Below are 23,889 nucleotides of genomic sequence, written 5' to 3'. Positions count from 1 at the left end.
ATGACCATTGGAATGAGCGACGAGGACCGCGAGCTCCGCGACTCGGTGCGCGGCTGGGCCGCCCGGTACGCCACCCCCGAGGTGATCCGTGCGGCCGTCGAGGCCAAGGTCGAGACCCGGCCGCAGTACTGGAGCTCGCTCGCCGAGCTCGGCATGCTCGGGCTGCACCTGCCGGAGGAGGTCGGCGGCGCCGGCTTCTCGCTCCTGGAAACCGCCATCGTCGCCGAGGAACTCGGCCGCGCCATGGTCCCCGGACCGTTCCTGCCCACGGTCGTCGTCTCCGAGGTCCTGCACGAAGCGGGTCGCAACGCCGAGCTCGAGGGCCTGGCAGACGGCTCGCTGTTCGGTGCGGTGGCGCTGCAGCCCGGCGACCTGCGCATCGTCCGCGACGGCGGCGAGGCCACGCTGTCCGGCACGTCCAGCCACGTCCTCGGCGGACAGGTCGGCGACGTGTTCCTGCTCGCCGCGGACGACGCGGGCGAGCTCGCGTTCGTCGTCGTCTCGCGGGATCGCCTGGACATCTCCGAACTGCCCGGCTACGACGTGATCCGTCGCAACGCCGAGATCACGGTCGACGGCCTCGCCCTCGCCGACGGCGACGTGCTGACGCTGAACCCTCAGCGGGTCCTCGACGTCGCCGCGGCCCTCTTCGCCGCCGAGGCGGCCGGGCTGGCGGACTGGGCGACCACCACCGCCGCCGACTACGCGCGGGTCCGTCAGCAGTTCGGGCGGGTCATCGGCCAGTTCCAGGGCGTCAAGCACAAGGCCGCCCGGATGCTGAGCCTGACCGAGCAGGCCCGCGTCACCGCGTGGGACGCCGTCCGCGCGCTCGGCGATGACGTCTCGAGTGCCGAGTCGTCGCTGGCCGCCGCCGTCGCCGCCGCGGTCGCGCCCGAGGCCGCGTTCCAGGTCACCAAGGACTGCATCCAGGTACTCGGTGGCATCGGATACACGTGGGAGCACGACGCCCACCTCTACATGCGGCGCGCGCAGTCGCTGCGAATCCTGTTGGGCTCCACTGCCTCTTGGAAGCGCCGCGTCGCGAACCTCACCCTCGAGGGCGCCCGTCGCGTGCTCAGCATCGAGCTGCCCGCGGAGGCCGAGCAGATCCGCGCCGACATCCGCGCCGAGCTGGCGCCGGCCGCCGACCTGGCGGGTACCGAGCAGAAGACCTACCTCGCGGAGCGGGGCTACACGTCACCGCACCTGCCGGCCCCGTGGGGCAAGAGCGCCGACGCGGTCACCCAGCTCGTGATCGCCGAGGAGCTGCGGGACGCGAAGATCAGGCCGCACGACATGATCATCGGCAACTGGGTGGTGCCCACCCTGATCGCGCACGGCAACGACGAGCAGATGCAGCGCTTCCTCCCGGCGTCGCTGCGCGGCGACATCGTCTGGTGCCAGCTGTTCTCCGAGCCCGGCGCCGGGTCCGACCTCGCAGGCCTGTCCACCAAGGCCACCAAGGTCGACGGCGGCTGGAAGCTGCAGGGCCAGAAGGTGTGGACCTCGATGGCTCGCGACGCGCACTGGGGCATCTGCCTGGCCCGCACCGACGGCGACGTGCCCAAGCACAAGGGACTGTCGTACTTCCTGATCGACATCAAGAACTCCGAGGGTCTCGACATCCGCCCGCTGCGGGAGATCACCGGCGAGGCGCTGTTCAACGAGGTGTTCTTCGATGACGTGTTCGTCCCGGACGAGTGCCTGGTCGGCGAGCCCGGTGACGGATGGAAGCTGGCCCGCACGACCCTCGCGAACGAGCGGGTCTCGCTCTCGCACGACTCCTCGCTGGGTTCCGGCGGCGAGGCGCTGCTGACGCTGGCCGCGACGGTGCCCGGCGGCCTGGACGCCGAACAGCTCACCGTGCTCGGCCAGGTGCTGTGCGACGCCCAGTCCGGTGGGCTGATGGGTTTGCGCACCACGCTGCGCTCGCTCACCGGCGCGCAGCCGGGCGCCGAGTCGTCGATCGCCAAGCTGCTCGGCGTCGAACACATCCAGCAGGTGTGGGAGGTCGCGATGGAGTGGGCGGGTCCGTCGTCGCTGCTCGGCGAGCAGGATCGCAGGTCCGCTACACAGATGTTCCTGAATTCGCAGTGCATGTCCATCGCCGGTGGTACGACGAATGTTCAGTTGAACATCATCGGCGAGCGGATCCTCGGTCTGCCTCGCGATCCAGAACCCGGAAAGTGAGCACGTAGTCACATGAACCGCACCTTTGTCGTCGGCGTCGGCATGACCAAGTTCGAGAAGATCGAGTCCCGGGACTGGGAGTACCCGGACATGGTCACCGAGGCCGTCGGCAAGGCGCTCGCGGACGCCGGCATCGACTACTCACAGGTCCAGCGTGCCGCCGCCGGCTACGTGTTCGGGGCGTCCACCGCCGGGCAGCGGGCGTTGTACGAGACCGGGCTGACCGGGATCCCGATCGTCAACGTCAACAACAACTGCGCGACCGGGTCCACCGCGCTGCTGATGGCGCGTGAGTGGGTGCAGGCCGGCTTCGTCGACTGCGCGCTGGCCGTGGGCTTCGAGAAGATGACCAAGACGTCTATGACCGGCACCGGCGAGATGCCGAAGGTCACCACCCTCGACGACCAGCTCAAGATCATGATCGAGAAGTTCGGCTGGGGCAAGGGCCCGATGACGGCGCAGCTGTTCGGCAACGCCGCGGTCGAGCACATGGAGCGTTACGGCACCACCGCCGAGCAGATCGCCGCGGTCGCGGTGAAGAACCACCGGCACTCGGTGAACAACCCGTACGCGCAGTTCCAGGACGAGTACGCCCTCGAGCAGGTGCTGGGCGACAAGATGATTCACGCGCCGCTGACCCGGTCGCAGTGCTCGCCGACCTCCGACGGCGCCGGCGCCGCGATCGTCGTCAGCGAGAAGTTCGTGCGCGAGCACGGCCTCGAGGACCAGGCGATCGAGATCGTCGCGCAGGCGCTCACGACCGACGGCGAGGAGGCGTTCGCGGAGAGGTCGATGATCGACGTCGTCGGCGCGCCGATGACCCGCGCGGCCGCCGAGCAGGTGTTCGCGCAGTCGGGGCTGACGATCGAGGACGTCGACGTGATCGAGTTGCACGACTGCTTTGCGATCAACGAGATCATCACCTACGAGGGCCTCGGCCTGTGTGCGCCCGGCGAGGGCGGCAAGCTGGTCGAGTCCGGTGCGACCACTTACGGCGGCCGCTGGGTCGTCAACCCGTCCGGCGGTCTGATCTCGAAGGGGCATCCGCTGGGTGCCACCGGTCTCGCGCAGTGCGCGGAGCTGAACTGGCAGTTGCGCGGGCAGGCCGACGCGCGTCAGGTCGACGGTGCTTCCGTTGCCCTGCAACACAACCTGGGTCTCGGTGGGGCGTGCGTCGTCACTCTCTACCGGTCCGGAACCATCTCGAAGGAGTCATAACCCCAATGCCGATCGACGTGAGCGCCGCCCTGTCGGCCGCCCCAACCGTCCGCGAGGCCAGCTGGACCGAGCGTGACGTGATCCTGTACCACCTGGGCCTCGGCGCGGGTGTCGACTCGCTGAACCCGGCCGAACTCGGCTGGGTGTACGAGAAGGGTCTGCGGGTGCTGCCGACCTTCGCGATGGTCGCCGGCCAGGGCATCTCGGCCGGGACACTGAAGCCGGTCGGGATGAACATGCCGGGCATCGACATCGACCTGCGCAAGATCCTGCACGGCGGGCAGTCGCTGACGCTGCACGCCCCGATCCCGGCGTCGGGCACCGCGACGATCTCGTCGCGGGTCGCGAACGTCTGGGACAAGGGCAAGGCCGCGGTGATCGTGCTCGAGCAGTCCGCCAGCGATTCCGATGGAAACCCGTTGTGGACCACCGGGATGCAGATCTGGGCGCGCGGCGAGGGCGGCTTCGGCGGCGAGGCCGGACCGGACGTGTCGAACGCGGTGCCGGAGCGGGACGCCGACACGGTGCTGGTGTCGCCCACGAGCACCCAGCAGGCGCTGGTGTACCGGCTCAGCGGCGACCTGAACCCGCTGCACGCCGACCCGGAGTTCGCGAAGATGGCCGGGTTCGACCAGCCGATCCTGCACGGGCTCGCGTCGTACGGGGTCGTGTGCAAGGCCGTCGTCGACGGCGTGCTCGACGGGGATCCGACTCGGGTGCAGTCGTTCTCGGTGCGATTCGCCGGATCGCTGTACCCCGGGGAGACCATCGAGACCGCCGTCTGGCGTGACGGTGACACCCTCACCCTGGTGGCCACCTGCCCCGAACGGGACGGGCAGCCGGTGCTCACGCACGCGACGATGGAGGTCCGGTCGTGAACGAGGGCAACACCCACCCCACTGTCCGCACCCACCCGCACCGGACGGTGCTGACGGCTGCGCCGCAGGACACCCCGGTCGATCGCGCCACCGCGGCGGCCCGTCGGGTGATCGACGCGATGCTGCGCACCGATCGCGGCAACGCGAACCTCGACCGGGTCGCGGAGGAGCTCAACAGCATCGCTGACCACCTCGAGGAGCATGCCCCCGAGGTGGCCGAGCGGCTGGTCGACATGTGGAGCGGGGAGGGCGTCACCCGGCACGACCCCATCACCGGTCCGGAGAACGCCATCGCCCCCCCGCTGGTGATCGAGGGGCTCGAGGACGGTTCGGTTCAGGGCGTCGTCACGCTCACCCTGCCGTACCAGGGTCCGCCCGGGTGCGTGCATGGTGGCGTCTCGGCGTTGATCCTCGACCACGTGCTCGGTGTCGCCAACGCCTGGGGCGGCAAGGCAGGCATGACCGCGCAACTCAACACTCGGTACCACAAGCCGACGCCGCTGTTCGAGCCGCTGACGATCACCGGCAAGCAGATCTCGGTGGAAGGCCGCAAGATCCGCACGGTCGGAGACATCAAGAACGCCGCCGGTGAGGTCTGTGTCTCGGTCGACGGTCTGTTCATCGACGCCACGGTTCCGCGCCCCCGCTGACCGTCCTACCGAATGTGGGATCCGGTCGGTTCAACTGACCGAATCCCACATTCGGTCAGCGGGGAGGGGGTACGAGAGCACACAGGAGGAGCGCAGGTATGGGCAAGCTGGACGGACGGGTTGCCGTCATCACCGGAGCGGCCATGGGCATCGGCCGCGGTGTGGCGGGCGCGATGGCCCGCGAGGGCGCGAACATCATCGTCTCGGACATCGACGAGCAGGCGGGTGCCGACACCGTTCGGTGGCTCATCGACGAGTGGGGCGTGGGCGCGAAGTTCATCCGCGCCGACGTCGCCGATCGTGAGCAGGTGCACGCGATGGTCGACGCGGGCACCGAGGAGTTCGGACGTCTCGACATCCTCGTCAACAACGCCTGGCGTCCGCTGGGCTACGCGCGGTTCGAGAAAACCGCCGAGGAGAACATGCGGATCGGCTTCGACATGGGCGTCATGTCGGCGTTCTGGGCGATGCAGCGTGCCTTTCCGGCGCTCGCCGAGCACGGCACCGGACGCGTCATCAACATGTGCAGCCTCAACGGCGTCAACGCTCACATGTACTCGGTGTACTACAACGCCGCGAAGGAGGCGCTGCGCAGCATGACCCGCACCGCCGCCCGCGAGTGGGCGCCGAAGCACGTGTGCTGCAACGTCATCTGCCCGGGTGCGAAGAGCGCCGCCTACCAGCGCGTCGCCGAGGCGAACCCGCAGATGGCGGCCGGGCAGGAGGCGGCGAACCCGATGGGACGCATCGGTGATCCCCTCGACGACATCGGCACCGTCGCCGCGTTCCTCGCGTCCGACGACTCCCGCTACCTCACCGGCAACACGCTGTTCGTCGACGGCGGCAGCCACATCAACGGCGTGCAGTGGGCGCCGCAGGTGGACTGAGGCGGCGCCGACCGGGTCAGCCGACCGAGATGGTGCGCTGGGCAAGCAGCCAGCGCCCGTCTTCCCGCCGGAACAGGTCGTGGTACCGGCCCATGCTCGTCAACCGCGGCGCCGTGGCCGTCTCGGCGTAGAACTGCCAGACGGACTCTGCGCGCGCGGTGTCCGGGCCGTCGACGGAGACCGCGACGCACGTCGTCAGGTGCCGGGTGCCGGTCCCGGGTCCGGCGATGCCCGCGCCGCGACGTTCGCGGACGGCCGCCATGATCTCCGCGAGCCCCCGGGAGACCTGGGGCTTGGCGCCGGATGCGGTCGTGCCGGTCATCTCCCACACCGCGTCGTCGGTGTAGAGCTGCGCGTACGTCTCGACCGACGCCTCGTCGGCGGCGTGTGCGATGCGGGCGATGAGGGACCGGATCGCTTCGGCGGGTGCCTCGTTCTGAACAAACTCGCTGGTCATCCCCGCATCCTCCGTCTACGCCGACGCGGGTGCGAGCGGTGTCCCGGGCAGCGGGACACCGCCCGGCGGTTGGTCGGCTACCCCGCGCTGCCGCCGAGGCTGCCGGTGTCGACGCCGATCAGGTCCAGGATGGCTTCGATCGCACCGGGGGTGCCTGCGACGGCGCTGCCGAGGTCGAGGACCGCGGACCCGACCTCGATCGGGCTCCCGACGAACACCGGCTCGAAGTCGACGGCCGGATTGGTGATGTTCGGGTTGATGCAGACACCGAGCGCGACGTAGACGCCGACGGGCACGTCGGGGACCTCGTACGTCCGTTCGCGGACCAATGCGTTGGTGGTGGTCGCGGACGGCCCCCACTGGAACACGGCGGGGTCGATCTGATCCAGCGGGGGCAGGGTTCCCCCCGCGAGCGCGGGAATCAGGGGGACGGCCTTGGCCGGGTTCACCAGCGCCGCGGTGCAGAAGGTCAGGGCGTGCGCGAGTCCGCTGTTGGGATCGGAGAGCTTGATCGTCAGGTGATTGCCGTCGACCGTCGTGCTGATCGCGGGTGGCGCAGGCGGCGGGATCTGGGCGGACGCCGTCGGCGCCGCCATCGCGCTCACCGCGAGGACGGCGGTGGCCGTCCCGGCCATGGTCGCGGCCATTGTCTTCCAGCGCGCAGTTGTGGGCACGACTACCTCACCAACCCTTCGAGTCGGCCCGGCTCGGGAGTGAGCCGAGTCGACTGATGATGCCCCACGACAGCAACCGATCGGGGGAGGTGCGCAGTTCAGGTCGTGTGCGTGGCGAACAACTGGGCAAGGTGGACGCCCTCGCGCCCGGCCAGCTGGGCGGCCTGGGTGCGGCACGAGAAGCCGTCCGCGAGCAGTGTCGCGTCCGGGTGCGCGGACAGGGCGGGCAGCAGGGCGTGGCCGGCGACCGCGACCGAGACATCGTGGTGTCCGCGTTCCATTCCGAAGTTGCCGGCCAGTCCGCAGCAGCCGGTGAGCTGGTGCACCGTGGCCCCGGCCAGGTCCAGTAGCGCACGGTCGGCCGCGAATCCGGTGACGGCGTGCTGGTGGCAGTGCGGCTGCACCACGACCTCGACGCCCTCCAGGCGCGGCGGGTGCCAGGGTGTGCCGTCGGGAAGGGTTGCGGTGGAGAGAAACTCGGCGAACGTGTGTGTCGCCGCTGCCGCGAGGTGCGACCGGGGATCGTCCGGGAGCAGTTCGACCAGGTCCGAGCGCAGCACCGCGGTACACGACGGCTCCAGCCCGATGATCGGTCGGCCGGCATCGAGGTGCGGCTGCAACTGGTCGAGCGTGCGAGCGAGTTGTCTTCGCGCCCCATCCAACTGGCCGGTGGTGATCCAGGTCAGGCCGCAGCAGGACCGCCTCTCGGTCAGCTCGACTCGATATCCGGCGTGCTCCAGCACCGTGACCGCGGCACTCGCCACCGCCGGGGTGAAGGCATCGGTGAAGGTGTCCAGCCACAACAGAACGCTGCGTTCCGCTTGCGGTGCACCGGATCTGCGGCGCAGGGATCGGCGCGAACTTGCGGGTGCCAGCGCCGGTACTCCGCGGCGCGGGTCGAGTCCGGCCAGCCGCAATCCGGTGCGGCGCAGGAACGGCACCCCGGTCGCGGCGTTGACGACACGCGGTGCCCGGGTCGCCGCGGCCGCCCAGCGAGGCAGCCAGCCGAGCGTGTAGTGGCCCCGCGGGCGCAGTCGCCGCCGATACCGGCGATACAGCACCTCCGACTTGTAGGTGGCGATGTCGACCCCCGCCGGGCAGTCGGAAGAACACGCCTTGCACGACAGGCACAGGTCCAGGGACTCGGCGAGTTCTCCGGCGTCGAACCCGCTCGACACGAGCGTGCCGTTGATCGCTTCCTGCAGTACCCGCGCCCGGCCTCGGGTGCTGTCCTTCTCGTCCCGGGTCGCCAGGTACGACGGGCACATGAATCCGCCGGATTCCGAGCGGCACTTGCCGATTCCGACGCACCGATGGACCGCGGTCGAGAGGTCGCCGCCATCGTCGTGCAGCGCGAATCCACCGGCCCGGGTGACCGGCCGGGCGGCGGGTATCCGCAGATCCGCATCCACCGGTGCCGCGTCCACCACCACGCCGGGGTTCAGCACGGCGTCCGGGTCGAACAGCAACTTGAATCCCGCGAACGCCGAGAGCGCGGCGGGGGAGTACATCAGCGGCAGCAGTTCGGAGCGTGCGCGTCCGTCGCCGTGTTCACCGGACATCGAGCCGCCGTGCCCGGCGACCAGTGCCGCCGCGTCCAGAAGAAACGCGCGGAAGCGTTCGGGCGCCCGGTCCATCGGGAAGTCCAGTCGGACGTGCACGCACCCGTCACCGAAGTGGCCGTACAGCAGACCGTCCACGTCGTGCTCGCCCATCAGGTCGTCGAAGTCGCGCAGGTACGCCCCGAGACGGTGCTGGGGCACTGCGGCGTCCTCCCATCCGGGCCAGGCCGGGCGCCCGCGCCGGGTGCGTCCCGACAGCCCGACGCCGTCCGCTCGGATCCGCCACAGGGCCGCCGACTCGGGCCCGGTCGCCACGACCCTGGTGTCCACCGCGTTCGACGCCGCACACAGCGCCGCGGCGTCGGCGAGCGCCTGTTCGGCGGTGTCCCCGGCCATCTCGACGAAGAGCCAGCCTTCGCCGCGGGGCAGTTCGGGTACGGCGGCGCCCTTGTGTCGTCGGACCACGTCGACCAGCCGGGCGTCGATACCCTCGACGGCGAGGGGGCGGGCCGCCATCAGCGCCGGGACGTCGTCGGCTGCGTCGGGCATGGCCGGGTAGCCGAGAACCGCGAGCGCAGTCGCGGCGGGGACCGGAACCAGGTCGACGGTGGCATCGAGGATCAGGCCGCAGCTGCCCTCGGTGCCGACGAATGCCCTGGCGAGCGCGTGCCCCCGTTCGGGCAGGAGGTGCTCGAGGGAGAATCCCGACGCCTGCCGGTCGAAGCGGCCGAGCTCGGTGCGCAGCGTCGCCAGGTTCGCGGTCACGAAGCCGTCCAGCCCGGGCACCACGGACAGGTTGTCGGCGAGGACGCGCTGCGTGCCCGTGCCGTCCAGGATGCGCAGCCGGCGTGCGTTCTCGGCGGTCCGCCCCCAGGCGACGGCGCGTGGGCCGCAGGCGTTGTTGCCGAGCATGCCTCCGAGGGTGCACCGGTCCTGCGTCGACGGATCCGGGCCGAAGCGCAGACCGTGCGGTGCGGCGGCCCGCTGCATCGAGGAGAGCACCACCCCCGGCTGCACGACCGCGGTCCGGGCGCCCGGATCGAGATCGAGGATCCGGTTCATGTGGCGACTGAAGTCGAGCACCAGTCCGGCGCCGATCGCGTTGCCCGCTACGGACGTCCCCGCTCCGCGGGCCGTCACCGGGACGCCGTGGGCGCGGCCGACCGCGAGAGTTGCGGCCACGTCCTCGTCGGAGCGCGGGAACACGACCGCGGTCGGGGGTACTCGGTAGTTCGAGGCGTCGGAGGAGTACTCGGCCCGACGGCGGGTGGAATCGTCGACCTCGCCGTCGAGGCGGGAGCGTAGTTCCGCGACGGCGGCGCCTGTCGTATCCGCACTGGGCACGGTGCCGATACTACGACCACCGCACACTGTCGCGCCGGGCGCGCATGGCCGCTGACGTGGCGTAATCGAATGATGCTGTTAGACAGAACGATTGATTGAATGCGGCAGATTTCGAGAAGCCCTGACCGGCGGGTGTGAGTCGTGCATGATGGCTGCCGGCGTGCGCACCGCGCGCACCACCATCCGCACCCGACCATCATCGAGAAACGGACACGCTGTGAGGACATCCCGCAAGAGCACCGCACGACTCGCCGTCATCGCCGGCCTCGGGGCCGCGGCACTGGTCGCCAACCCGGCCGTCGGTTCCGCCGCGGTCGCGGGCACCGCGAACGTGACGTCGAGCGGCAACACGATCACCGTCAAGTTCGCCGACGTCAGCTCCCCGTCACTGATCGCCTGCTGGGTCAAGGTGGACAACGCGAGCGGCACCGAGTCCACCGCCAACCCTGTGCTCATCCTCGGAAACCCGGGCGCCGGGACCTTCGTCTCGCAGGGACTGGACAGCGGTGACTACACCGTCCACGCCCTGTGCCTGGACGATGACGGCTCGACGCCGCTGACCCCCGTCGACGGCGTGCCCGTCACCGTCGGCTCCGCCACCAGCTTCGGCAGCGTCACGCTCGACACCGGCAGCCTGGGCCTCGACGCCGGCAGCCTGAGCCGGATCTTCGGCAGCTGACGGTCGTGGCCGCTCACCGTGCCGGTGAGCGGCCATGGCACTCCCGCCGCGCGGGTCGGTCTCGTAAGAGCGTTACCCGCGTGGGTGCCGTTGTCGGATTCGCCGCCCTCGCACTGGTCGCCAACCCTGCACTGAGCTCGGCCACGGCCGCCGGTTCGGTTCACGTATTCAAGCCCAGCGCCGACACCATTCAGGTCGATTTCACCGGTATCAGTTCTCCCACCCTGAGTGGATGCTCCGTGGACGTGCTGGAGGAGTTCGGCCGGGAGAGTTTCCACGGCGACGTAGTGTTGACCGGGAATCCGGGCGACGGTACGTACACCTCGCCGCCCCTCAATCCGAACTGGAACTACAAGGTCGTCACGTCCTGCGTCGACGCGGACGGAGAGATCCCCCTTGTCAACACGACGCCGGAGCCGACACTCGCCTTCAGCGTCGATTACAACATCGGTCTTTTCACGTCCCTGTTCGCCAGCTGATCGCCGGTGCTCCTCCTCGGCAGTCCTGGCGCCGGGGTCTATACGCAGAAATTCGACAGCGGTGACCACACCGTCTCCGCCTCCTGCCTCGACGGCGACGGTCCTCACCCCCGCAGGCGGGGTGCCGGTGACCCTCGGAACGAGTTTCGGAAGCCTGACGCGATACCGGCAGCGGGGGCGCGATCTTCGGCAGCTGACGAGCCGGGTCGCTCGCCCCGGGGTGAGCGGCCCGGCTCGCCGGTCCGGTCAGGACGCGGCACCCACCCGCGCGCGCAACGTGTCGAGCAGATCGCTTCCGCCGCGCGTGCCCCGCGGGCCGGCCGCCTCGGGTGCGATCATCCGGCCGTCGTCGGATCGGGTCCACTCCCGGACCGCCCAGCGTTCGGCGATCGCCCACCGGCCGTCGCGCCGCTCCATCAGGTCGACGAAGCGTGCCCCGCTGGTGAAGTCGCCGCGGTTCGGGTGTCCCCAGTGCACATTGGTGGAGTAGGCCTCGCTGATCGCGACGTCGCCGAACAGTTCGACGAGATGGTTCCCGACGTGGTGCATGGTGCCGCCGAGCAGTTCCAGCTTCGGCCCGACCCAGGCGATGTACTCGTCGACCGTGCCGTCGAATCCGGTGTGGTGGTCGATGCCGTCCGGGTGGTAGCAACCGCGCACCAGATCGAGATCGAGCCGGTCGATGCCGCGGCAGTACCGCAACACGACCTCGCGGATCTCCTGCTTGTCGAGAAGCTCTCGTAGTTCGCGCGACTCCACCGTCATCGAGCCTCCTCCTTCAACCCGACCAGCCGGTCGAGCAGGTCCGGGACGTCCTCGGCGTCGGCGCCGAACGCCACCGGCCGGAACACCGCGACCGTCGCGCCGGCCTTGTGCCACTGCAGCGCCCGGTCCGCGGTTGCGTCCAGATCCACCGCCCCGGACGCGTCGTGCACCGGCGTCACCGACACCTGAATCCGCGCCGAATCGGGATCGCGACCGTGCTCGGCGAAGCATTCCCGGAGCAGCGCGACCGACTCGCCGAAGGCCGCCATGTCGGTGGGGTTGACGGTCCAGCCGTCCGCGACCCTCGCGATCCGCTCGAAGTTCCGCCTGCTCGGGCCGAACCCGAACAGCACCGGCACCCGGTCCTGGGCCGGCAGCGGGTACGAGTGGAAGTCCTCGAACGAGAAGTCGCGACCGGTGAACGTCGCCGGCGGCGCCGCCCACAGTGCCCGGCAGGCCGCGACGGTCTCCTCCATCCGGCCGAACCGGGCGTCGAACGGCACACCTGCCGCGGCGTACTCCGCCTCCTGCCAGCCGACACCCATCCCGATCGCGACCCGGCCACCCGAGATCGCGTCGAGCGTGGCGATCTGTTTGGCCAACAGCAGCGGCGGGCGGAGGGTCGCGATGAGCACCGATACACCGAGCCGGGCCCGCCGGGTCACCGCGGCGACCGCCGAAAGCAGCGAGATCGGTTCGTACCACGGGTGGTCCAGCGCGAAGACGAACCCGTGCTCGGCGACCCGTTCGGCGTGCGCGGCCTCGTTGAAGCCGAGGTGGTCACCGGTCGAGATCAGATCGAACCCCACGCGATCGGCGTGCGCGGGCAGGTCGAGCACCGGCTGGATCCGGCCGCCGTACAGCGCTTCGGCGCCCAGGATGTTGAGTCCCACTTCCAGTGCCGTCACGGACGGAGCAGCCTCTGCGCGTGTTCGCTCAGGTCGCCGGTGTGGTCGATGCAGCACAGCCGTTGCGTGAACCGCCACCGGCCGTCCACGCACTCGAAGCGATCGAAGTAGCGTCCGACGAGGATCGGCTGCAACGGGAGGTCCGCGGTGCCCTGCAGCACCGTCACGTACGAGACCGCGCTCGCCTCGGTGTTGTCGTCCGAGACGGACACGCGGACGTTGGTGGTGACGTGCTTGGTCCGCGGGGACGGCGGGTCGCCGTGCATCTTGACGAACGTCTCGTTGGCGCGCTGAACGGCCGCCGGGTCCCGCTCGATGAGCCCACCGAGCGGCACGCCGTCCCCGTCGCACTGTCCGTAGGTGGCATCGGCGAACAGGGCCGCCACCGAGGACAGTTCACCGCGGTCGATCAGATGCGAGTACGAGAAGACCAGGTCCCGGATCGCCTCGGTCGCGGCGAGCCGCTCGATCGTGTGCCGCATGTCCAGCACCGCCGGCCCCTACAGCTTGACCTGACCGCGGGACACCTTGCCGGTCGCGTTGCGTGGCAACGGCTCGGTGGTCAGCCGCCACCGCGTGGGCACCTTGAAGTAGGAGAGCCGGTCCGCGGCGAACGCACGCAGCTCCTCCTCGCCGACCGTCGCCCCGGCGCGCACCACGACGATCGCGGCGACCTCCTGGCCGAGGTCCTCGTGCGCCTCGCCGACGACCGCGCACTCCGCGACGTCCGGATGCTCGTCGAGGACCTGCTCGATCTCGGTGGGGTAGATGTTCTCGCCGCCGCGCAGGATCAGGTCCGAGCGGCGACCGGTGAGCCGCAGTCGGCCGTCCTCGACTCGACCGAAGTCGCCGGTGTGCAGCCAGCCGTCGCGGATCGACGCCGACGTCGCCTCCGGGTTGTCCCAGTAGCCGAGCATCACGTACGGGCTGCGGACGCACACCTCGCCCTCCTCGCCGTCCGGCAGCCGCTCACCGAACGGGTCCCGGATCTCCATCGCGACCGCGAAGATCGGCCGGCCGAGGGTGCCGGGGAACTGCTGCACGTCCATCGGGGTGGCGACGGCGATGCCGGTGCTGCACTCGGTGAGGCCGTAGCTGTCGACGAGGGAGTCCTTCGCGAACGGCACCTCCTCGCGCAGGCGCTCCTTGAACGCGATCGACGACGGGGCGGAGGCCAGCGCGAACGCGGTCAGCGACGAGGTGTCGTACTTGCGGACGTTGCCGTGCTCGATCAGCCGGGCCGCCATGGTCGGCACCGCGCCCCAGTTGGTGACCTTCTCCCGCTCGACCAGTGCGAGCACCCGGTCCACGTCGAACTTGTCCTGGTACAGGACCACCGCGCTGCCGGTCGCCAGGCGGGGGACGACGATGTTGTGCAGGCTCGCGATGTGGAACAGCGGCGAGGTGAGCAGGTAGCGCAGGTCGCTGGGCCGGTTCGGGTCGTACTCGCGCCCGGCGAACGCGTCGAGCAGTGCGTCGCTGTAGCGGTGGTAGTCGGCCACGGCCAGCAGGTTGCGCTGCGAGTGCAGGGCGCCCTTGGGCTTGCCGCTGGTGCCGCTGGTGAACAGGATGACCGACGGGTCGTCCTCGGCGACCTCCGCGGTCCGCAGTGCGGCACCGCGATGGGCCTCGATCAGGCGCGGGACGTCCTGCTCCATCGTGAGCACGGGAACACCGGTCTCGGCCTCGTCGAGCAGGGCGACCCGCTTGGCGTCGGCGATGAGCACCTTCGGCGTGGTCAGCTCGATGCCGTACGCGATCTCCCGCGGCACCCACCACGCGTTCAGTCCGACCGCGATCGCACCGAGCGACTGCGTGGCCCAGAACGCGATCACCCACTCGACGGTGTTCGCGGCGAGGATGCCGACCCGGTCGCCGACACCGACGCCGTACTCGTCGGCAAGGGCCTCGGCGAACGCCGCGACCTGCTCGGCGTGCTCGCGGAACGAGATCCGCTGATCCTCGGTGACCAGATAGTCGCGGTCCCCGTACGCCAGCGACGCGGTGAGCAGTTCGTGCACCGCGTGGTTGCGCTGCCGCATGACCGGCATCCGCGTGCCGCGGACATCCTCGTCGACCAGCTCGAAAGGAGCCTCCGGTCCCGTCAGCCGGGACACGACGGCCGCGAGGTATGCCTGCGGGTCGGTGGATGCAGTCATGAGATCGGGACCTCCCTGTACTTGAATTGGCGAGAAGGATCACACGGCCAGGGGGGTGCATGGAAGGCTTTTCCACTGACCGGGACTGGTGCGGTTCGGTTCTCGGGCCCTGGTTAGCGTCGGTCGAACATTGCTGGACCGTGCGCCGACTCCGGAGCCCGCGCCCCTCGCCGGTGCCTCCGCCCTGACCGTCGCAGTGCACAAGCAGACAACGGGAGTGGAATTGGAACGCGCGACGATCGCCGAGATGCTGCTGGATCGCCTCGGAGACGAGCACCTGGGCACCCGGACGCGGGATCGGGACTGGACGTGGGACGAGACGGTCCGTGAGAGCGCGGCGCGCGGGGCGCTGGCCGCGTCGCTGCGCAGGGAGGGGCCTTTCCACATCGGTGTGCTCCTCGAGAACGTTCCCGAGTTCCTGTTCTGGCTCGGCGGCGCCGCGCTGACCGGGGCGACGATTGTCGGCATCAACCCTACCCGCCGCGGTGCGGAACTCGAGGCCGAGATCCGGTACGTGGACTGCCAGCTCATCGTCACCGACGCCGAGGGCATGGCGAAGCTCAAGGGCCTCGACCTCGGTCTCGACGAGGACCGCTTCGTGCTCGTCGACGACCCGGCCTACGCGGACACCGTCGCATCGCATCGCGTCGCGGAGCCCGCCCTGGACCCGTCGATCGACGAGTCCTCGCTGTTCCTTCTGCTGTTCACCTCCGGCACCACCGGCATGTCGAAGGCGGTGCGGTGCAGCCAGGGCCGGCTCGCGCGTCTCGCATACGCCAACTCCGCGAAGTACGGGCACTCGCGCGAGGACGTCGACTACTGCTGCATGCCGCTGTTCCACGGCAACGCGCTGATGGCGCTGTGGGCGCCCGCGCTGGCCAACGGCGCCACCGTCTGCCTGCCGCAGGCCCGCAAGTTCTCCGCGTCCGGGTTCATGCCCGACGTGAAGTTCTTCGGCGCCACGTTCTTCACGTACGTCGGCAAGGCGCTGTCGTACCTGATGGCGACCCCCGAGCAGCCCGACGACCTCGACAACACCCTGGTCCGCGGGTTCGGCACCGAGGCCTCCCCGGAGGACAAGGTCGAGTTCGTGCGCCGCTTCGGCGCGCAGCTGTTCGAGGGCTACGGCTCCTCCGAGGGCGCCGGTTCGGTGAAGCTGGACCCCGAGGCCCCCGAGGGCGCGCTGGGCAGGCCCGCCCACGACGAGATCGCCATCGTCAACCCGGAAACACTCGTCGAATGCGTCCGCGCGAAGCTCGACGAGCACGGCCGGGTGCTCAACCCGGACGAGGCGATCGGCGAGATGATCGACAAGGGCGGCGCCAAGCGGTTCGAGGGCTACTACAAGAACGAGCAGGCCATCGCGGACCGGATCAAGCACGGCTGGTACTGGACCGGCGATCTCGGGTACATCGACGAGGACGGGTTCATCTACTTCGCGGGACGCAAGGGCGACTGGATCCGCGTCGACGGCGAGAACACCTCCGCGTTGATGATCGAGCGGATCCTGCGCCGCCACCCGAAGGTCATCGCCACCGGCGTGTACGCGGTCCCGGACCCGCGGTCCGGCGATCAGGTGATGGCGGCGATCGAGGTCTCGGACCTCACCGACTTCGACCCCGAGGAGTTCGCGTCGTTCCTCGGCACGCAGGACGACCTGGGCACCAAGTCCGCCCCGCGCCTGGTTCGGGTGTCAACGAACCTCCCGGTGACCGGATCGAACAAGGTGCTCAAGCGGGAGCTGCAGGCGCAGCTGTGGCGTTGCGACGAACCCGTATTCCACTGGCAGGGACGAGGCGAGCCGACCTACGTGGAAATGTCCGATGATGACAAGCGTGAACTGGAAGCGCAATTCGCGGCGTCGGGCCGGCAGCGGTTCCTCGGCGCCTGAGGTAACGACGCCGGAGCCGACCGTGCCCGATCCCAGTGGTCGCCCGGTCGCCTTGGTGACCGGGGCGAGCCGAGGGATCGGTCGCGAGATTGCACTCGCTTTCGCCCAGAGTGGATTCGACGTCGCCCTCACCGCCCGGACGGGGCGGGAGGGCGGCAGTCGGGGCGGATCGCGAGCACACGGCGGTTCCGTCCTCGTCCCCAGCGACCTGGAGGACACCACTGCCCGGGTGCGGGCGTTCGGCGTCGCCGCGCTGCCGGTCCCGATGGATCTCCTCGACGGCGCCTCGGTGCTGGCGGCGGCGGATCGGGTGCTCGAAACGTGGGGTCGCGTGGACGTTCTCGTCAACAACGCCTACGTGCAACCCGCCGGCGTCGTCGACGGGGCACAGGGTGTCGAACTCGACGACGCCACCCTGATGACGCGCGGGAACTACCGGCACCAGCTGGCCCTGATCCAGCGGGTGCTGCCCGCGATGGTCGGCCGGGGTTCCGGTGTCGTGATCAACCTGTTGTCGGGCCCGGAGCCGACGGAATCGGCCGGCACGGACACCGCTCTGAGCCCCTCCCACGCGACGTCGAACGCCGCGTTCCGGCGTCTCGCCGCCGCGGTGAACGCGGAGTACCGGCACCGCGGGGTGCGCGCGTTCAACCTCGGCCCCGACGCCGCGGTCGCCGAACCGGGCGAGGAGGCCGGGGGCGACGGCGTGCCGTCCAGGATGGTCGCCAGGTCGGCGTTGTGGCTGGCCACCCAGCCTGCCGCCGACCGGTTCCTCGACAACGTGGTGTGGGTGCCGAAGCCGGCGAGTCCGCTCGCGGCATGAACTGGTCTGCGGGACAACAGGAAAGGGTGTGCTTGGCATGAAGTTCGGTGTGGTGGTTTCGGTCGAGTCGGGGATGACGGGGGACCGGTCGTGAGCGCGAATACGGGCAGCTCGCAGCCGATGCCCGACGTCGTGAGCGCCGCGCCGAGTGGCCGCCCGGTCGCCCTGGTGACCGGCGCGAGCCGCGGCATCGGCCGAGAGATCGCGCTCGCCTTCGCCCGCAACGGATTCGACGTCGCCCTCACCGCGCGGACGGTGCGGGAGGGTGACGGGCGGGTGTCGCCACGCACCCACGGTGAGCTGATTCCGGTGCCGGGCAGCCTGGAGACCACCGCCGCGGAGGTCCGGGCCCTCGGCGTCGACGTGCTGGCCGTCCAGATGGATCTGCTCGACGCCACGTCGGTGCTGGCGGCGGCCGATCGGGTACTCGAAACCTTGGGTCGCGTGGACGTTCTCGTCAACAACGCCTACGCGCAGACCGCGGGCAACATGGACCGGCTGCTCGACATCGAACTCGACGACGCCACGGTGATGATGCGCGGCAACTACCTGCACCAGCTCGCGCTGATCCAGCGGGTGCTGCCCGCGATGGTCGGTCGCGGGTCCGGCGTCCTGATCAACCTGGTGTCGGGATCGGCGACCATGGATCCACCCGCGGCGCCCGGCGAGGGCGGCTGGGGGCTGTCGTACGCGGCGTCGAAGGCCGCGTTCGGCCGGATCGCCGGTGCCGTCAACGCCGAGTACCGGCACCGCGGGGTGCGGGCGTTCAACCTCAGTCCGGGCTTCGTGGTCACCGAGTCGGGAGCCGCCCGCGGCGGCACCGACGCGATCACCGACAGCGGGTTCGACACGGTGCCCGCGACGGTCCCGGCCGAGGCGGCGGTGTGGCTGGCGACCAACCCGGACGCGGACCGTTTCCTCGGTAAGGTCGTGTGGGCTCCGAAGCTGGTGGACTCGATCGCTGCGTGATCTGCGCTGCGGGACAACGGGAAAGGGTGTGCGTGGCGTGAAGCTCGGTGTGGTGATGCCGGTCGAACTGGGGATGGCGGGGGACCCGGAGCAGGTTCTCGAATTCGCCAGGGCGGCCGAAACGCTGGGATTCGACGAGATCTCCGCGGTCGAGCACGCGGTGGTGATCGCGAACACCGGCAGCGAGTACCCGTACTCGCCGACCGGCAAGTCGCACCTGCCCGACGACTGCCCGCTGCCCGACCCGCTCGAACTGCTCTCGTTCGTCGCCGGCGCCACCACCCGGCTCGGCCTGGCCACCGGAGTCCTGGTGGCGCCCAACCACAACCCGGTCGTGCTGGCCAAGCGGTTGGCCACCCTGGACCGGCTCTCCGGGGGACGCACCCGGATCTGTCTCGGGGTCGGCTGGATGCGTGAGGAGATCGAGGCGTGCGGCGGCGACTTCACCCGCCGCGGCAAGGCGACCGACGAGGCGATCGCCGTGATGCGCGCGCTGTGGGCCGGCGGGTCCGACGGCGTCGACTTCGCCGGTGAGTTCAACTCGTTCACCGGTGCCTACTCGTTCCCGAAGCCGTTCCGGGAGAGCGGTGTTCCGCTGTACATCGGCGGGCACAGCGCGGCCGCGGCCCGGCGGGCCGGACGGCTCGGCGACGGATTCCAGCCGCTCGGGCTCGGCGGCGACGATCTGGCCGGCGCGGTCGCGACGATGCGCTCGGCGGCCTCGGACGCCGGCCGTGACCCTGCCGACGTCGCCCTGGTCCTCGGCGCGACCCTGCCGCGGATGGACGAGTCCAAGGTCGAGTGGGCGCGCGCACTCGGCTCCGACCGCATCCTGCTCTCGGCGTCCCGGCACGCCACCACCTTCGGCGCCGTCCTCGACGAGATGGCCGCCTGCGCCGAGCGCATGCAGCTGGTCTGACCCCTTCCCTGGAGTTCCGTAATGTCACATCGGGTCACTTGACGACCCCCGATGTGACATTAGGGAACCGCGGGTGGGGTCAGCGGGTGGTGCGGCGGGCTCGCCACGCGGCGACCGCCCGGTCGGCGTCGACCTTGTGGACCGGCACGACCGGGACGCTCGGGGCGCGCAGGTAGTCGGCGATGCGACGGTTCAGATCGGCGACCGCCTCGCGCACGGCCTGCTCGGTGGGCAGGTCGGCGACGACGTCGGACAGCCGTTCGACCTCGCGGCGCAACTGCAGTGAGGGCGGAAGCAGCGCCTCGGTGGACAGGCCCTCCGCCGCGAGTTTGCGCTTGACCCACCACAATTCGTCGGAGTCGTCGATCGGGGGCAGCGGCTTTCCCGCGCCGGCGAGGTTGTCGAACTCGCCGCGCTCCTGGGCCAGCCGGATCTGACGCTCGACCCACGACTCGAACGGGACGTTCCAGGGCTTGCGCTCGGTCATGTCCCCATTGTCCGCGCGGCCCGGCTGTCAGGTGTGTTCGGAGACGAGGACCGCGCGGGTGCCGGGCTCGAGGGCCTGGAAGACGTGCGCGACGTCGCCGGGGTAGGCGATGTAGTCACCGGGGCCGAGTTCGACCGGGTCGTCGCGCAGGCCGACCAGCGCGCGGCCGGCGCTGACCAGGACGTGCTCGACCGTGCCGGGCAGGTGTGGCTCGGACTCGCGGGCGGGGCCGGGCTCCACGTCGAGGCGGTAGATGTCGCGACGCGCGTTGGGTGGGCACGATGCGACAAGAGTGACCTGGTAGTCGGTGCGCTCGGAGTACAACACCGGACCCTCGTCCGCCCGGATCACCTGCACCCGGGGTCGCGGCGGATCGATCAACTGCGCGAACTGGATGTCGAGCGCGACGCTCAGCGCCCACAGCGTCTCCACGCTGGGGTTTCCGGCACCGGCTTCCAGCTGCGACAGCGTCGACTTTGCGATGCCCGCACGCTTCGCCACCTCGGTCAGGGACAGGCCCGCGCGGTCGCGCTCCCGGCGCAGGGAGGCCGCGATGACGTCCAGGGGCGCCTTGCTGTCCGATGCCATGTGTTCACTGTATCGGCAGAGTTGTTCGATTTGACGAACGAGCACTATGTGTTCACTATAAAGATCATGCGTTCGATCTGGCGAACACTGGACGGGGGGCTGCGGCGGGACATCGCACTGGTATCCCTGGCCGACGGCCTCGTCGGCGTCTCCTACGGCGCGATCGCCGTCGGTCTCGGCTTCGCGCCCTGGGTCCCGGTCCTGATGTCGGTGGTCGTGCTCGCCGGTGCGTCCGAGTTCCTTTTCGTGGGCATCGTCGCCGCCGGTGGCAGCCTGGCCGCCGCGCTCGCCGGCGGACTGCTGGTCAACGCCCGGCACCTGCCGTTCGGCCTCGCCGTCGGCGACGTCGCCGGCCGCGGATGGCGAGGGGTCCTCGGCGCGCACCTGCTCAACGACGAGAGCACGGTGTTCGCCCTCGGGCAAGCCGAGCCGCGTCGCAGACGCGCCGCCTACTGGCTGTGCGCGATCGGGATCGGGATCTGCTGGCCCCTCGGAGCCCTGATCGGTGCGACCGCAGGCACCTTCATCGACGACATCGACGCCTTCGGTCTCGACGCCATGTTCCCGACCGTGCTCCTCGCCCTGGTCTTCCCGGCGCTGAGGGACCGGGCGACCGCACTGGTCGCGCTTCTCGGGGCCGTCATCGCCGTCGCCGCCACCCCCTTCCTGCCGGCCGGGATTCCGGTGCTGCTGGCGCTCGCGGCCCTTGTCGGCCTGGTCTGGCTCAAACCCCGCAGGGTGGCCGAGACGAACCCGGAACCGGAAGCGGCGGTGGCCTCGTGACCTCGCCCCTGTTGCTGGTCGCGACGGTCCTGGTGCTCGGCGCGGGGACCTTCGCATTCCGGTTCGCCGGACCGCTGCTGCGCGCGCGGGGCATCGTCCCGGACCGACTCGAGGCGGTGCTGGCGGTCGGTGCGGTCGTCCTGCTCGTCGCGGTCGCGGCGACCCAGGCGCTGGTCGAGGACGGCGGCCCGGCGGGCATCGCGCGGCCCGCGGGAGTGCTTGTCGGGGGAGTCCTGGCATGGCGGAAGGCGCCGTTCGTCGTCGCTGTCCTCGCCGCCGCCGCCACCGCCGCGATCCTGCGACTGTTCGGCCTCCCCTGACCGTTCCGCGAAAGTTCCCAAATGTCACATCGGCTCACTTGGCGATACCCACTGTGACATTTGGGAACCATGAACGGAGGGCGATCAGGTACCGGGGACGGTGACGGTGCGGTCCTCGGCGAAGTCGACGACCAGTTCCCGGCGCGCGATCAGCCAGCGGTTGTCCACCCGTCGGTAGTCGTCCCGGTAGCGGATGGCGATCACGTTGTCCCGCATCCCGTCCCGGCCCCGGTACAGGTGATGCGCCTGGCAGTACACCCGCCCGACCGCGGTGTTCCCGTCCACGTCGACCACCGACTGGTGCACGGCGTGATGCGTGGCGTGCAGATGTGCGGTGCCGTCCAGCACGACCGCGACGATCGCGTCGCCGCCGACCGTGACGACCTCCCCGGCGCCGCGCGTCAGGGCGGGGGGCTGCACGAACTCGGCGTCCGCGGTGAACAGGGCGGCCAGGGCGGTGGCGTCGCGGTCGTCCACCGCGACCGCGTATCGGCCGGCAAGGTCCGACGGATCAGTCATGGCACGAGTATGCGGGCACCGGCCCGGCTCGGGGTTTCGGCACCCGCTGGGTGGAACGGGGGGTGTTCCGGCGGGACCGCATGTCATAGTGTCCAAAGCTAAATAGCGCTTAGTTGAACAGATAGCTGAATAGGTCGTTCGGGAGGTTTCGTGCCGTTGCCAGTGCGCGCTGCGTCCGTCCGTGTCGTGGTGCTCGCCCTGGCGTCCTGCGGCATCGTGGTCTCGCTGATGCAGACCATCGTGATGCCGCTGCTCCCCGAGTTCCCGCGGTTGCTGAACACCACGCCCGGCGGCGCGGCCTGGCTGGTCACCGCCAACCTCATCGCCGGCGCGGTCTGCGCACCGGTCCTCGGTCGTCTCGGTGACATGTACGGCAAGCGCAGGCTGCTGCTCGTCGCGTTGGCGGTGATGGTCGCCGGCAGCCTCCTCGGTGCGGTGTCCGACGCCTTCGCCGTCGTGCTCGCCGCCCGCGCGCTGCAGGGCGCCGCGATGGGCGTGGTGCCGCTCGGCATCAGCATCATGCGCGATGAACTCCCCGAGGAGCGGGTGGCGAGCGGGATCGCGCTGATGAGTTCGACCCTCGGCGCAGGCGGCGCGATCGGACTGCCCCTCACCGGTGTGGTCGCCGAGCACTTCAGCTGGCACTGGCTGTTCGGCGGGGCGGCGGTGTTCGGACTGCTCGGGATGCTCGGAATCTGGCGGCTCGTCCCGGAATCCGAGGTCCGTTCCGGCGGGAAGTTCGACCTCGTCGGCGCGCTCGGGCTGTCCGCGGCGCTGGTGTGCCTGCTGCTGGCGATCACCCAGGGCAACGGCTGGGGCTGGACCAGCGTCCCGGTCCTCGGCCTGTTCGCGGCCGCGACGGTGCTGTTCGCGGCGTGGGGCGTCTACGAGTTGCGGCTCGCCCCACCCGGTCGGGCCGACGTGGTCCGGCAACCTCTGGTGGACCTCCGGGTCTCCGCACGCCGCCAGGTGTTGCTGACGAACACCGCCTCCGTCCTCGTCGGATTCGCGATGTTCACCTCGTTCATGGTCAGCGCACAGATCTTCCAGGCGCCGACCGAGACCGGCTACGGCTACGGGATGTCGTTGACGCTCAGCGGCCTCGCGTTGCTGCCGGGGGGTCTGATGATGATCGCGTTCTCCCCGGTGACCGCGTACCTGTCCGACACCAGGGGGCCGCGGATCACCTTCCTGATCGGCACCGCGATCCTGATGCTCGCGAACCTCGCCCGCGCGGTCATCCCGCACCAGCTCGTCATCGTGATCGTCGCGACGGCGGTGACCTCGGTCGGCGCAGCTCTCGCCTACGGCGCGATCCCGGCGATGATCATGCGCGCGGTCCCGGTCACGGAGACCGCGGCGGCGAACAGCCTCAACGCACTCGCCCGTTCGCTCGGCACCTCCACCTGCAGCGCCGTGGTCGCGGCGGTCACCACCGCGTCGGTGATGCACGTCGCGGGGGTGGAGTTCGCGACGGCGGGCGCTTACGCGGTGGTGTTCGGGATCGGTGCGGGCGCGGCCCTGCTCGCGGTCGTCATCGGCGTGTTCATCCCGCGCGACCGCATGGGCAGCGCCGAAACCCCCGAGTCCCCGAGGTCGGAGCCCGGCGACCTACCGCTCAGTGAGACCGCGCAGGACCGGCTCCGCATCTCTCCGTAGCGTCCGAAGTTCGCACGGACGCGAGCGTCCATTCGAGTGCGTACGCGAGCGTCCATTCGAGTGCGGGCGCGCGAGGAATGG

Annotated in this window: 24 protein-coding genes; 14 read left to right on the top strand and 10 right to left on the bottom strand. The window is 70.2% G+C overall.

The window, feature by feature from the left end; genetic code table 11:
- From ACWDUM_RS08200 to ACWDUM_RS08180, 5 genes are all read left to right on the top strand, one after another.
- Positions 1-2,190, top strand: a complete 2,190-nt coding sequence (locus tag ACWDUM_RS08200) for an acyl-CoA dehydrogenase (RefSeq protein WP_450133577.1) — start codon at positions 1-3, stop codon at positions 2,188-2,190.
- A gap of 12 nt (positions 2,191-2,202) precedes the next feature.
- The gene (locus ACWDUM_RS08195; protein ID WP_450133576.1) at positions 2,203-3,408 is read left to right on the top strand and encodes a lipid-transfer protein; all 1,206 of its coding nucleotides are present in this window, start codon (positions 2,203-2,205) and stop codon (positions 3,406-3,408) included.
- A 5-nt stretch (positions 3,409-3,413) separates the two neighbouring features.
- Complete coding sequence (locus ACWDUM_RS08190; protein WP_450116952.1) at positions 3,414-4,286, top strand: MaoC/PaaZ C-terminal domain-containing protein; 873 nt, start codon at positions 3,414-3,416, stop codon at positions 4,284-4,286.
- Complete coding sequence (locus tag ACWDUM_RS08185; protein ID WP_450116951.1) at positions 4,283-4,936, top strand: PaaI family thioesterase; 654 nt, start codon at positions 4,283-4,285, stop codon at positions 4,934-4,936. Before ACWDUM_RS08190 ends, ACWDUM_RS08185 begins: the two co-directional genes overlap by 4 nt.
- A gap of 98 nt (positions 4,937-5,034) precedes the next feature.
- Complete coding sequence (locus tag ACWDUM_RS08180; RefSeq protein WP_450133575.1) at positions 5,035-5,823, top strand: SDR family NAD(P)-dependent oxidoreductase; 789 nt, start codon at positions 5,035-5,037, stop codon at positions 5,821-5,823.
- A 16-nt stretch (positions 5,824-5,839) separates the two neighbouring features.
- On the opposite strand, the gene ACWDUM_RS08175 is transcribed toward ACWDUM_RS08180, so the two are convergent.
- From ACWDUM_RS08175 to ACWDUM_RS08165, 3 genes are all read right to left on the bottom strand, one after another.
- On the bottom strand, positions 5,840-6,280 hold the full coding sequence (locus ACWDUM_RS08175; RefSeq protein ID WP_450133574.1) for a nuclear transport factor 2 family protein: 441 nt from the start codon (positions 6,278-6,280) through the stop codon (positions 5,840-5,842).
- A 77-nt stretch (positions 6,281-6,357) separates the two neighbouring features.
- Complete coding sequence (locus ACWDUM_RS08170; RefSeq protein ID WP_450133573.1) at positions 6,358-6,954, bottom strand: hypothetical protein; 597 nt, start codon at positions 6,952-6,954, stop codon at positions 6,358-6,360.
- A 98-nt stretch (positions 6,955-7,052) separates the two neighbouring features.
- Complete coding sequence (locus ACWDUM_RS08165) at positions 7,053-9,860, bottom strand: FAD-binding and (Fe-S)-binding domain-containing protein (protein ID WP_450133572.1); 2,808 nt, start codon at positions 9,858-9,860, stop codon at positions 7,053-7,055.
- Between the two features lie 217 nt (positions 9,861-10,077).
- On the opposite strand from ACWDUM_RS08165, the gene ACWDUM_RS08160 reads away from it, so the two are divergent.
- Together ACWDUM_RS08160 and ACWDUM_RS08155 are read left to right on the top strand one after the other, a co-directional pair.
- Complete coding sequence (locus tag ACWDUM_RS08160) at positions 10,078-10,539, top strand: hypothetical protein (RefSeq protein WP_450133571.1); 462 nt, start codon at positions 10,078-10,080, stop codon at positions 10,537-10,539.
- Positions 10,540-10,619: 80 nt separating this feature from the next.
- Positions 10,620-11,018 (top strand): hypothetical protein, encoded by a 399-nt coding sequence (locus ACWDUM_RS08155; RefSeq protein ID WP_450116944.1) that lies wholly within the window; start codon positions 10,620-10,622, stop codon positions 11,016-11,018.
- Between the two features lie 246 nt (positions 11,019-11,264).
- On the opposite strand, the gene ACWDUM_RS08150 is transcribed toward ACWDUM_RS08155, so the two are convergent.
- From ACWDUM_RS08150 to ACWDUM_RS08135, 4 genes are read right to left on the bottom strand one after another with little or no spacing between them, the layout of a single operon-like run.
- Positions 11,265-11,783 (bottom strand): nuclear transport factor 2 family protein, encoded by a 519-nt coding sequence (locus ACWDUM_RS08150; RefSeq protein WP_450116943.1) that lies wholly within the window; start codon positions 11,781-11,783, stop codon positions 11,265-11,267.
- Entirely contained in the window at positions 11,780-12,691 is a 912-nt protein-coding gene (locus ACWDUM_RS08145) for a TIGR03619 family F420-dependent LLM class oxidoreductase (RefSeq protein WP_450133570.1), read from the bottom strand. The genes ACWDUM_RS08150 and ACWDUM_RS08145 overlap by 4 nt, the downstream gene beginning before the upstream one ends.
- Positions 12,688-13,173, bottom strand: coding sequence for a nuclear transport factor 2 family protein (locus tag ACWDUM_RS08140; protein WP_450133569.1), 486 nt, complete (start codon positions 13,171-13,173; stop codon positions 12,688-12,690). Before ACWDUM_RS08140 ends, ACWDUM_RS08145 begins: the two co-directional genes overlap by 4 nt.
- An 18-nt stretch (positions 13,174-13,191) precedes the next feature.
- The gene (locus tag ACWDUM_RS08135; protein WP_450133568.1) at positions 13,192-14,850 is read right to left on the bottom strand and encodes a class I adenylate-forming enzyme family protein; all 1,659 of its coding nucleotides are present in this window, start codon (positions 14,848-14,850) and stop codon (positions 13,192-13,194) included.
- A gap of 217 nt (positions 14,851-15,067) precedes the next feature.
- On the opposite strand from ACWDUM_RS08135, the gene ACWDUM_RS08130 reads away from it, so the two are divergent.
- The 4 genes from ACWDUM_RS08130 (at position 15,068) to ACWDUM_RS08115 (ending at position 19,452) form a co-directional block, all read left to right on the top strand.
- Positions 15,068-16,741, top strand: a complete 1,674-nt coding sequence (locus ACWDUM_RS08130; protein ID WP_450133567.1) for an AMP-binding protein — start codon at positions 15,068-15,070, stop codon at positions 16,739-16,741.
- Positions 16,742-16,763: 22 nt separating this feature from the next.
- Positions 16,764-17,564, top strand: a complete 801-nt coding sequence (locus ACWDUM_RS08125; protein WP_450133566.1) for an SDR family NAD(P)-dependent oxidoreductase — start codon at positions 16,764-16,766, stop codon at positions 17,562-17,564.
- A 120-nt stretch (positions 17,565-17,684) separates the two neighbouring features.
- On the top strand, positions 17,685-18,533 hold the full coding sequence (locus tag ACWDUM_RS08120; RefSeq protein WP_450134184.1) for an SDR family NAD(P)-dependent oxidoreductase: 849 nt from the start codon (positions 17,685-17,687) through the stop codon (positions 18,531-18,533).
- 37 nt (positions 18,534-18,570) lie between these two features.
- Positions 18,571-19,452, top strand: a complete 882-nt coding sequence (locus ACWDUM_RS08115; protein ID WP_450133565.1) for an LLM class F420-dependent oxidoreductase — start codon at positions 18,571-18,573, stop codon at positions 19,450-19,452.
- Between the two features lie 79 nt (positions 19,453-19,531).
- Here the strand turns inward: ACWDUM_RS08115 and ACWDUM_RS08110 are convergent, their stop codons facing one another.
- Together ACWDUM_RS08110 and ACWDUM_RS08105 are read right to left on the bottom strand one after the other, a co-directional pair.
- Positions 19,532-19,939, bottom strand: a complete 408-nt coding sequence (locus ACWDUM_RS08110; RefSeq protein WP_450133564.1) for a DnaJ family domain-containing protein — start codon at positions 19,937-19,939, stop codon at positions 19,532-19,534.
- A 27-nt stretch (positions 19,940-19,966) separates the two neighbouring features.
- Entirely contained in the window at positions 19,967-20,527 is a 561-nt protein-coding gene (locus tag ACWDUM_RS08105; RefSeq protein ID WP_450111786.1) for a helix-turn-helix domain-containing protein, read from the bottom strand.
- Positions 20,528-20,593: 66 nt separating this feature from the next.
- Between ACWDUM_RS08105 and ACWDUM_RS08100 the strand changes: the two genes are divergently transcribed.
- The gene (locus tag ACWDUM_RS08100; protein WP_450133563.1) at positions 20,594-21,310 is read left to right on the top strand and encodes an AzlC family ABC transporter permease; all 717 of its coding nucleotides are present in this window, start codon (positions 20,594-20,596) and stop codon (positions 21,308-21,310) included.
- Positions 21,307-21,630 (top strand): AzlD domain-containing protein, encoded by a 324-nt coding sequence (locus ACWDUM_RS08095; protein ID WP_450133562.1) that lies wholly within the window; start codon positions 21,307-21,309, stop codon positions 21,628-21,630. The genes ACWDUM_RS08100 and ACWDUM_RS08095 overlap by 4 nt, the downstream gene beginning before the upstream one ends.
- An 84-nt stretch (positions 21,631-21,714) precedes the next feature.
- Here the strand turns inward: ACWDUM_RS08095 and ACWDUM_RS08090 are convergent, their stop codons facing one another.
- Positions 21,715-22,149 carry a nuclear transport factor 2 family protein gene (locus tag ACWDUM_RS08090; protein ID WP_450111789.1) on the bottom strand — a complete coding sequence of 145 codons (435 nt, stop codon included), beginning with the start codon at positions 22,147-22,149 and terminating at the stop codon, positions 21,715-21,717.
- A gap of 150 nt (positions 22,150-22,299) precedes the next feature.
- On the opposite strand from ACWDUM_RS08090, the gene ACWDUM_RS08085 reads away from it, so the two are divergent.
- Complete coding sequence (locus ACWDUM_RS08085; protein WP_450133561.1) at positions 22,300-23,808, top strand: MFS transporter; 1,509 nt, start codon at positions 22,300-22,302, stop codon at positions 23,806-23,808.
- Positions 23,809-23,889: the final 81 nt, after the last annotated feature.

This window comes from Rhodococcus sp. NPDC003322 (genome assembly GCF_053589555.1).
The sequence above is the reverse complement of the archived record's forward strand: the minus strand, read 5'-3'. Positions and strand labels throughout refer to the sequence as shown.

Bases quoted from the DNA above. Each gene is read 5' to 3' on its own strand.
- ACWDUM_RS08090 (WP_450111789.1), bottom strand. From the start codon at position 22,149: ATGACTGATCCGTCGGACCTTGCCGGCCGATACGCGGTCGCGGTGGAC.
- ACWDUM_RS08140 (WP_450133569.1), bottom strand. From the start codon at position 13,173: ATGCGGCACACGATCGAGCGGCTCGCCGCGACCGAGGCGATCCGGGAC.
- ACWDUM_RS08110 (WP_450133564.1), bottom strand. From the start codon at position 19,939: ATGACCGAGCGCAAGCCCTGGAACGTCCCGTTCGAGTCGTGGGTCGAG.
- ACWDUM_RS08120 (WP_450134184.1), top strand. From the start codon at position 17,685: ATGCCCGACGTCGTGAGCGCCGCGCCGAGTGGCCGCCCGGTCGCCCTG.
- ACWDUM_RS08195 (WP_450133576.1), top strand. From the start codon at position 2,203: ATGAACCGCACCTTTGTCGTCGGCGTCGGCATGACCAAGTTCGAGAAG.
- ACWDUM_RS08180 (WP_450133575.1), top strand. From the start codon at position 5,035: ATGGGCAAGCTGGACGGACGGGTTGCCGTCATCACCGGAGCGGCCATG.
- ACWDUM_RS08150 (WP_450116943.1), bottom strand. From the start codon at position 11,783: ATGACGGTGGAGTCGCGCGAACTACGAGAGCTTCTCGACAAGCAGGAG.
- ACWDUM_RS08190 (WP_450116952.1), top strand. From the start codon at position 3,414: ATGCCGATCGACGTGAGCGCCGCCCTGTCGGCCGCCCCAACCGTCCGC.
- ACWDUM_RS08105 (WP_450111786.1), bottom strand. From the start codon at position 20,527: ATGGCATCGGACAGCAAGGCGCCCCTGGACGTCATCGCGGCCTCCCTG.
- ACWDUM_RS08100 (WP_450133563.1), top strand. From the start codon at position 20,594: ATGCGTTCGATCTGGCGAACACTGGACGGGGGGCTGCGGCGGGACATC.
- ACWDUM_RS08135 (WP_450133568.1), bottom strand. From the start codon at position 14,850: ATGACTGCATCCACCGACCCGCAGGCATACCTCGCGGCCGTCGTGTCC.
- ACWDUM_RS08175 (WP_450133574.1), bottom strand. From the start codon at position 6,280: ATGACCAGCGAGTTTGTTCAGAACGAGGCACCCGCCGAAGCGATCCGG.
- ACWDUM_RS08200 (WP_450133577.1), top strand. From the start codon at position 1: ATGACCATTGGAATGAGCGACGAGGACCGCGAGCTCCGCGACTCGGTG.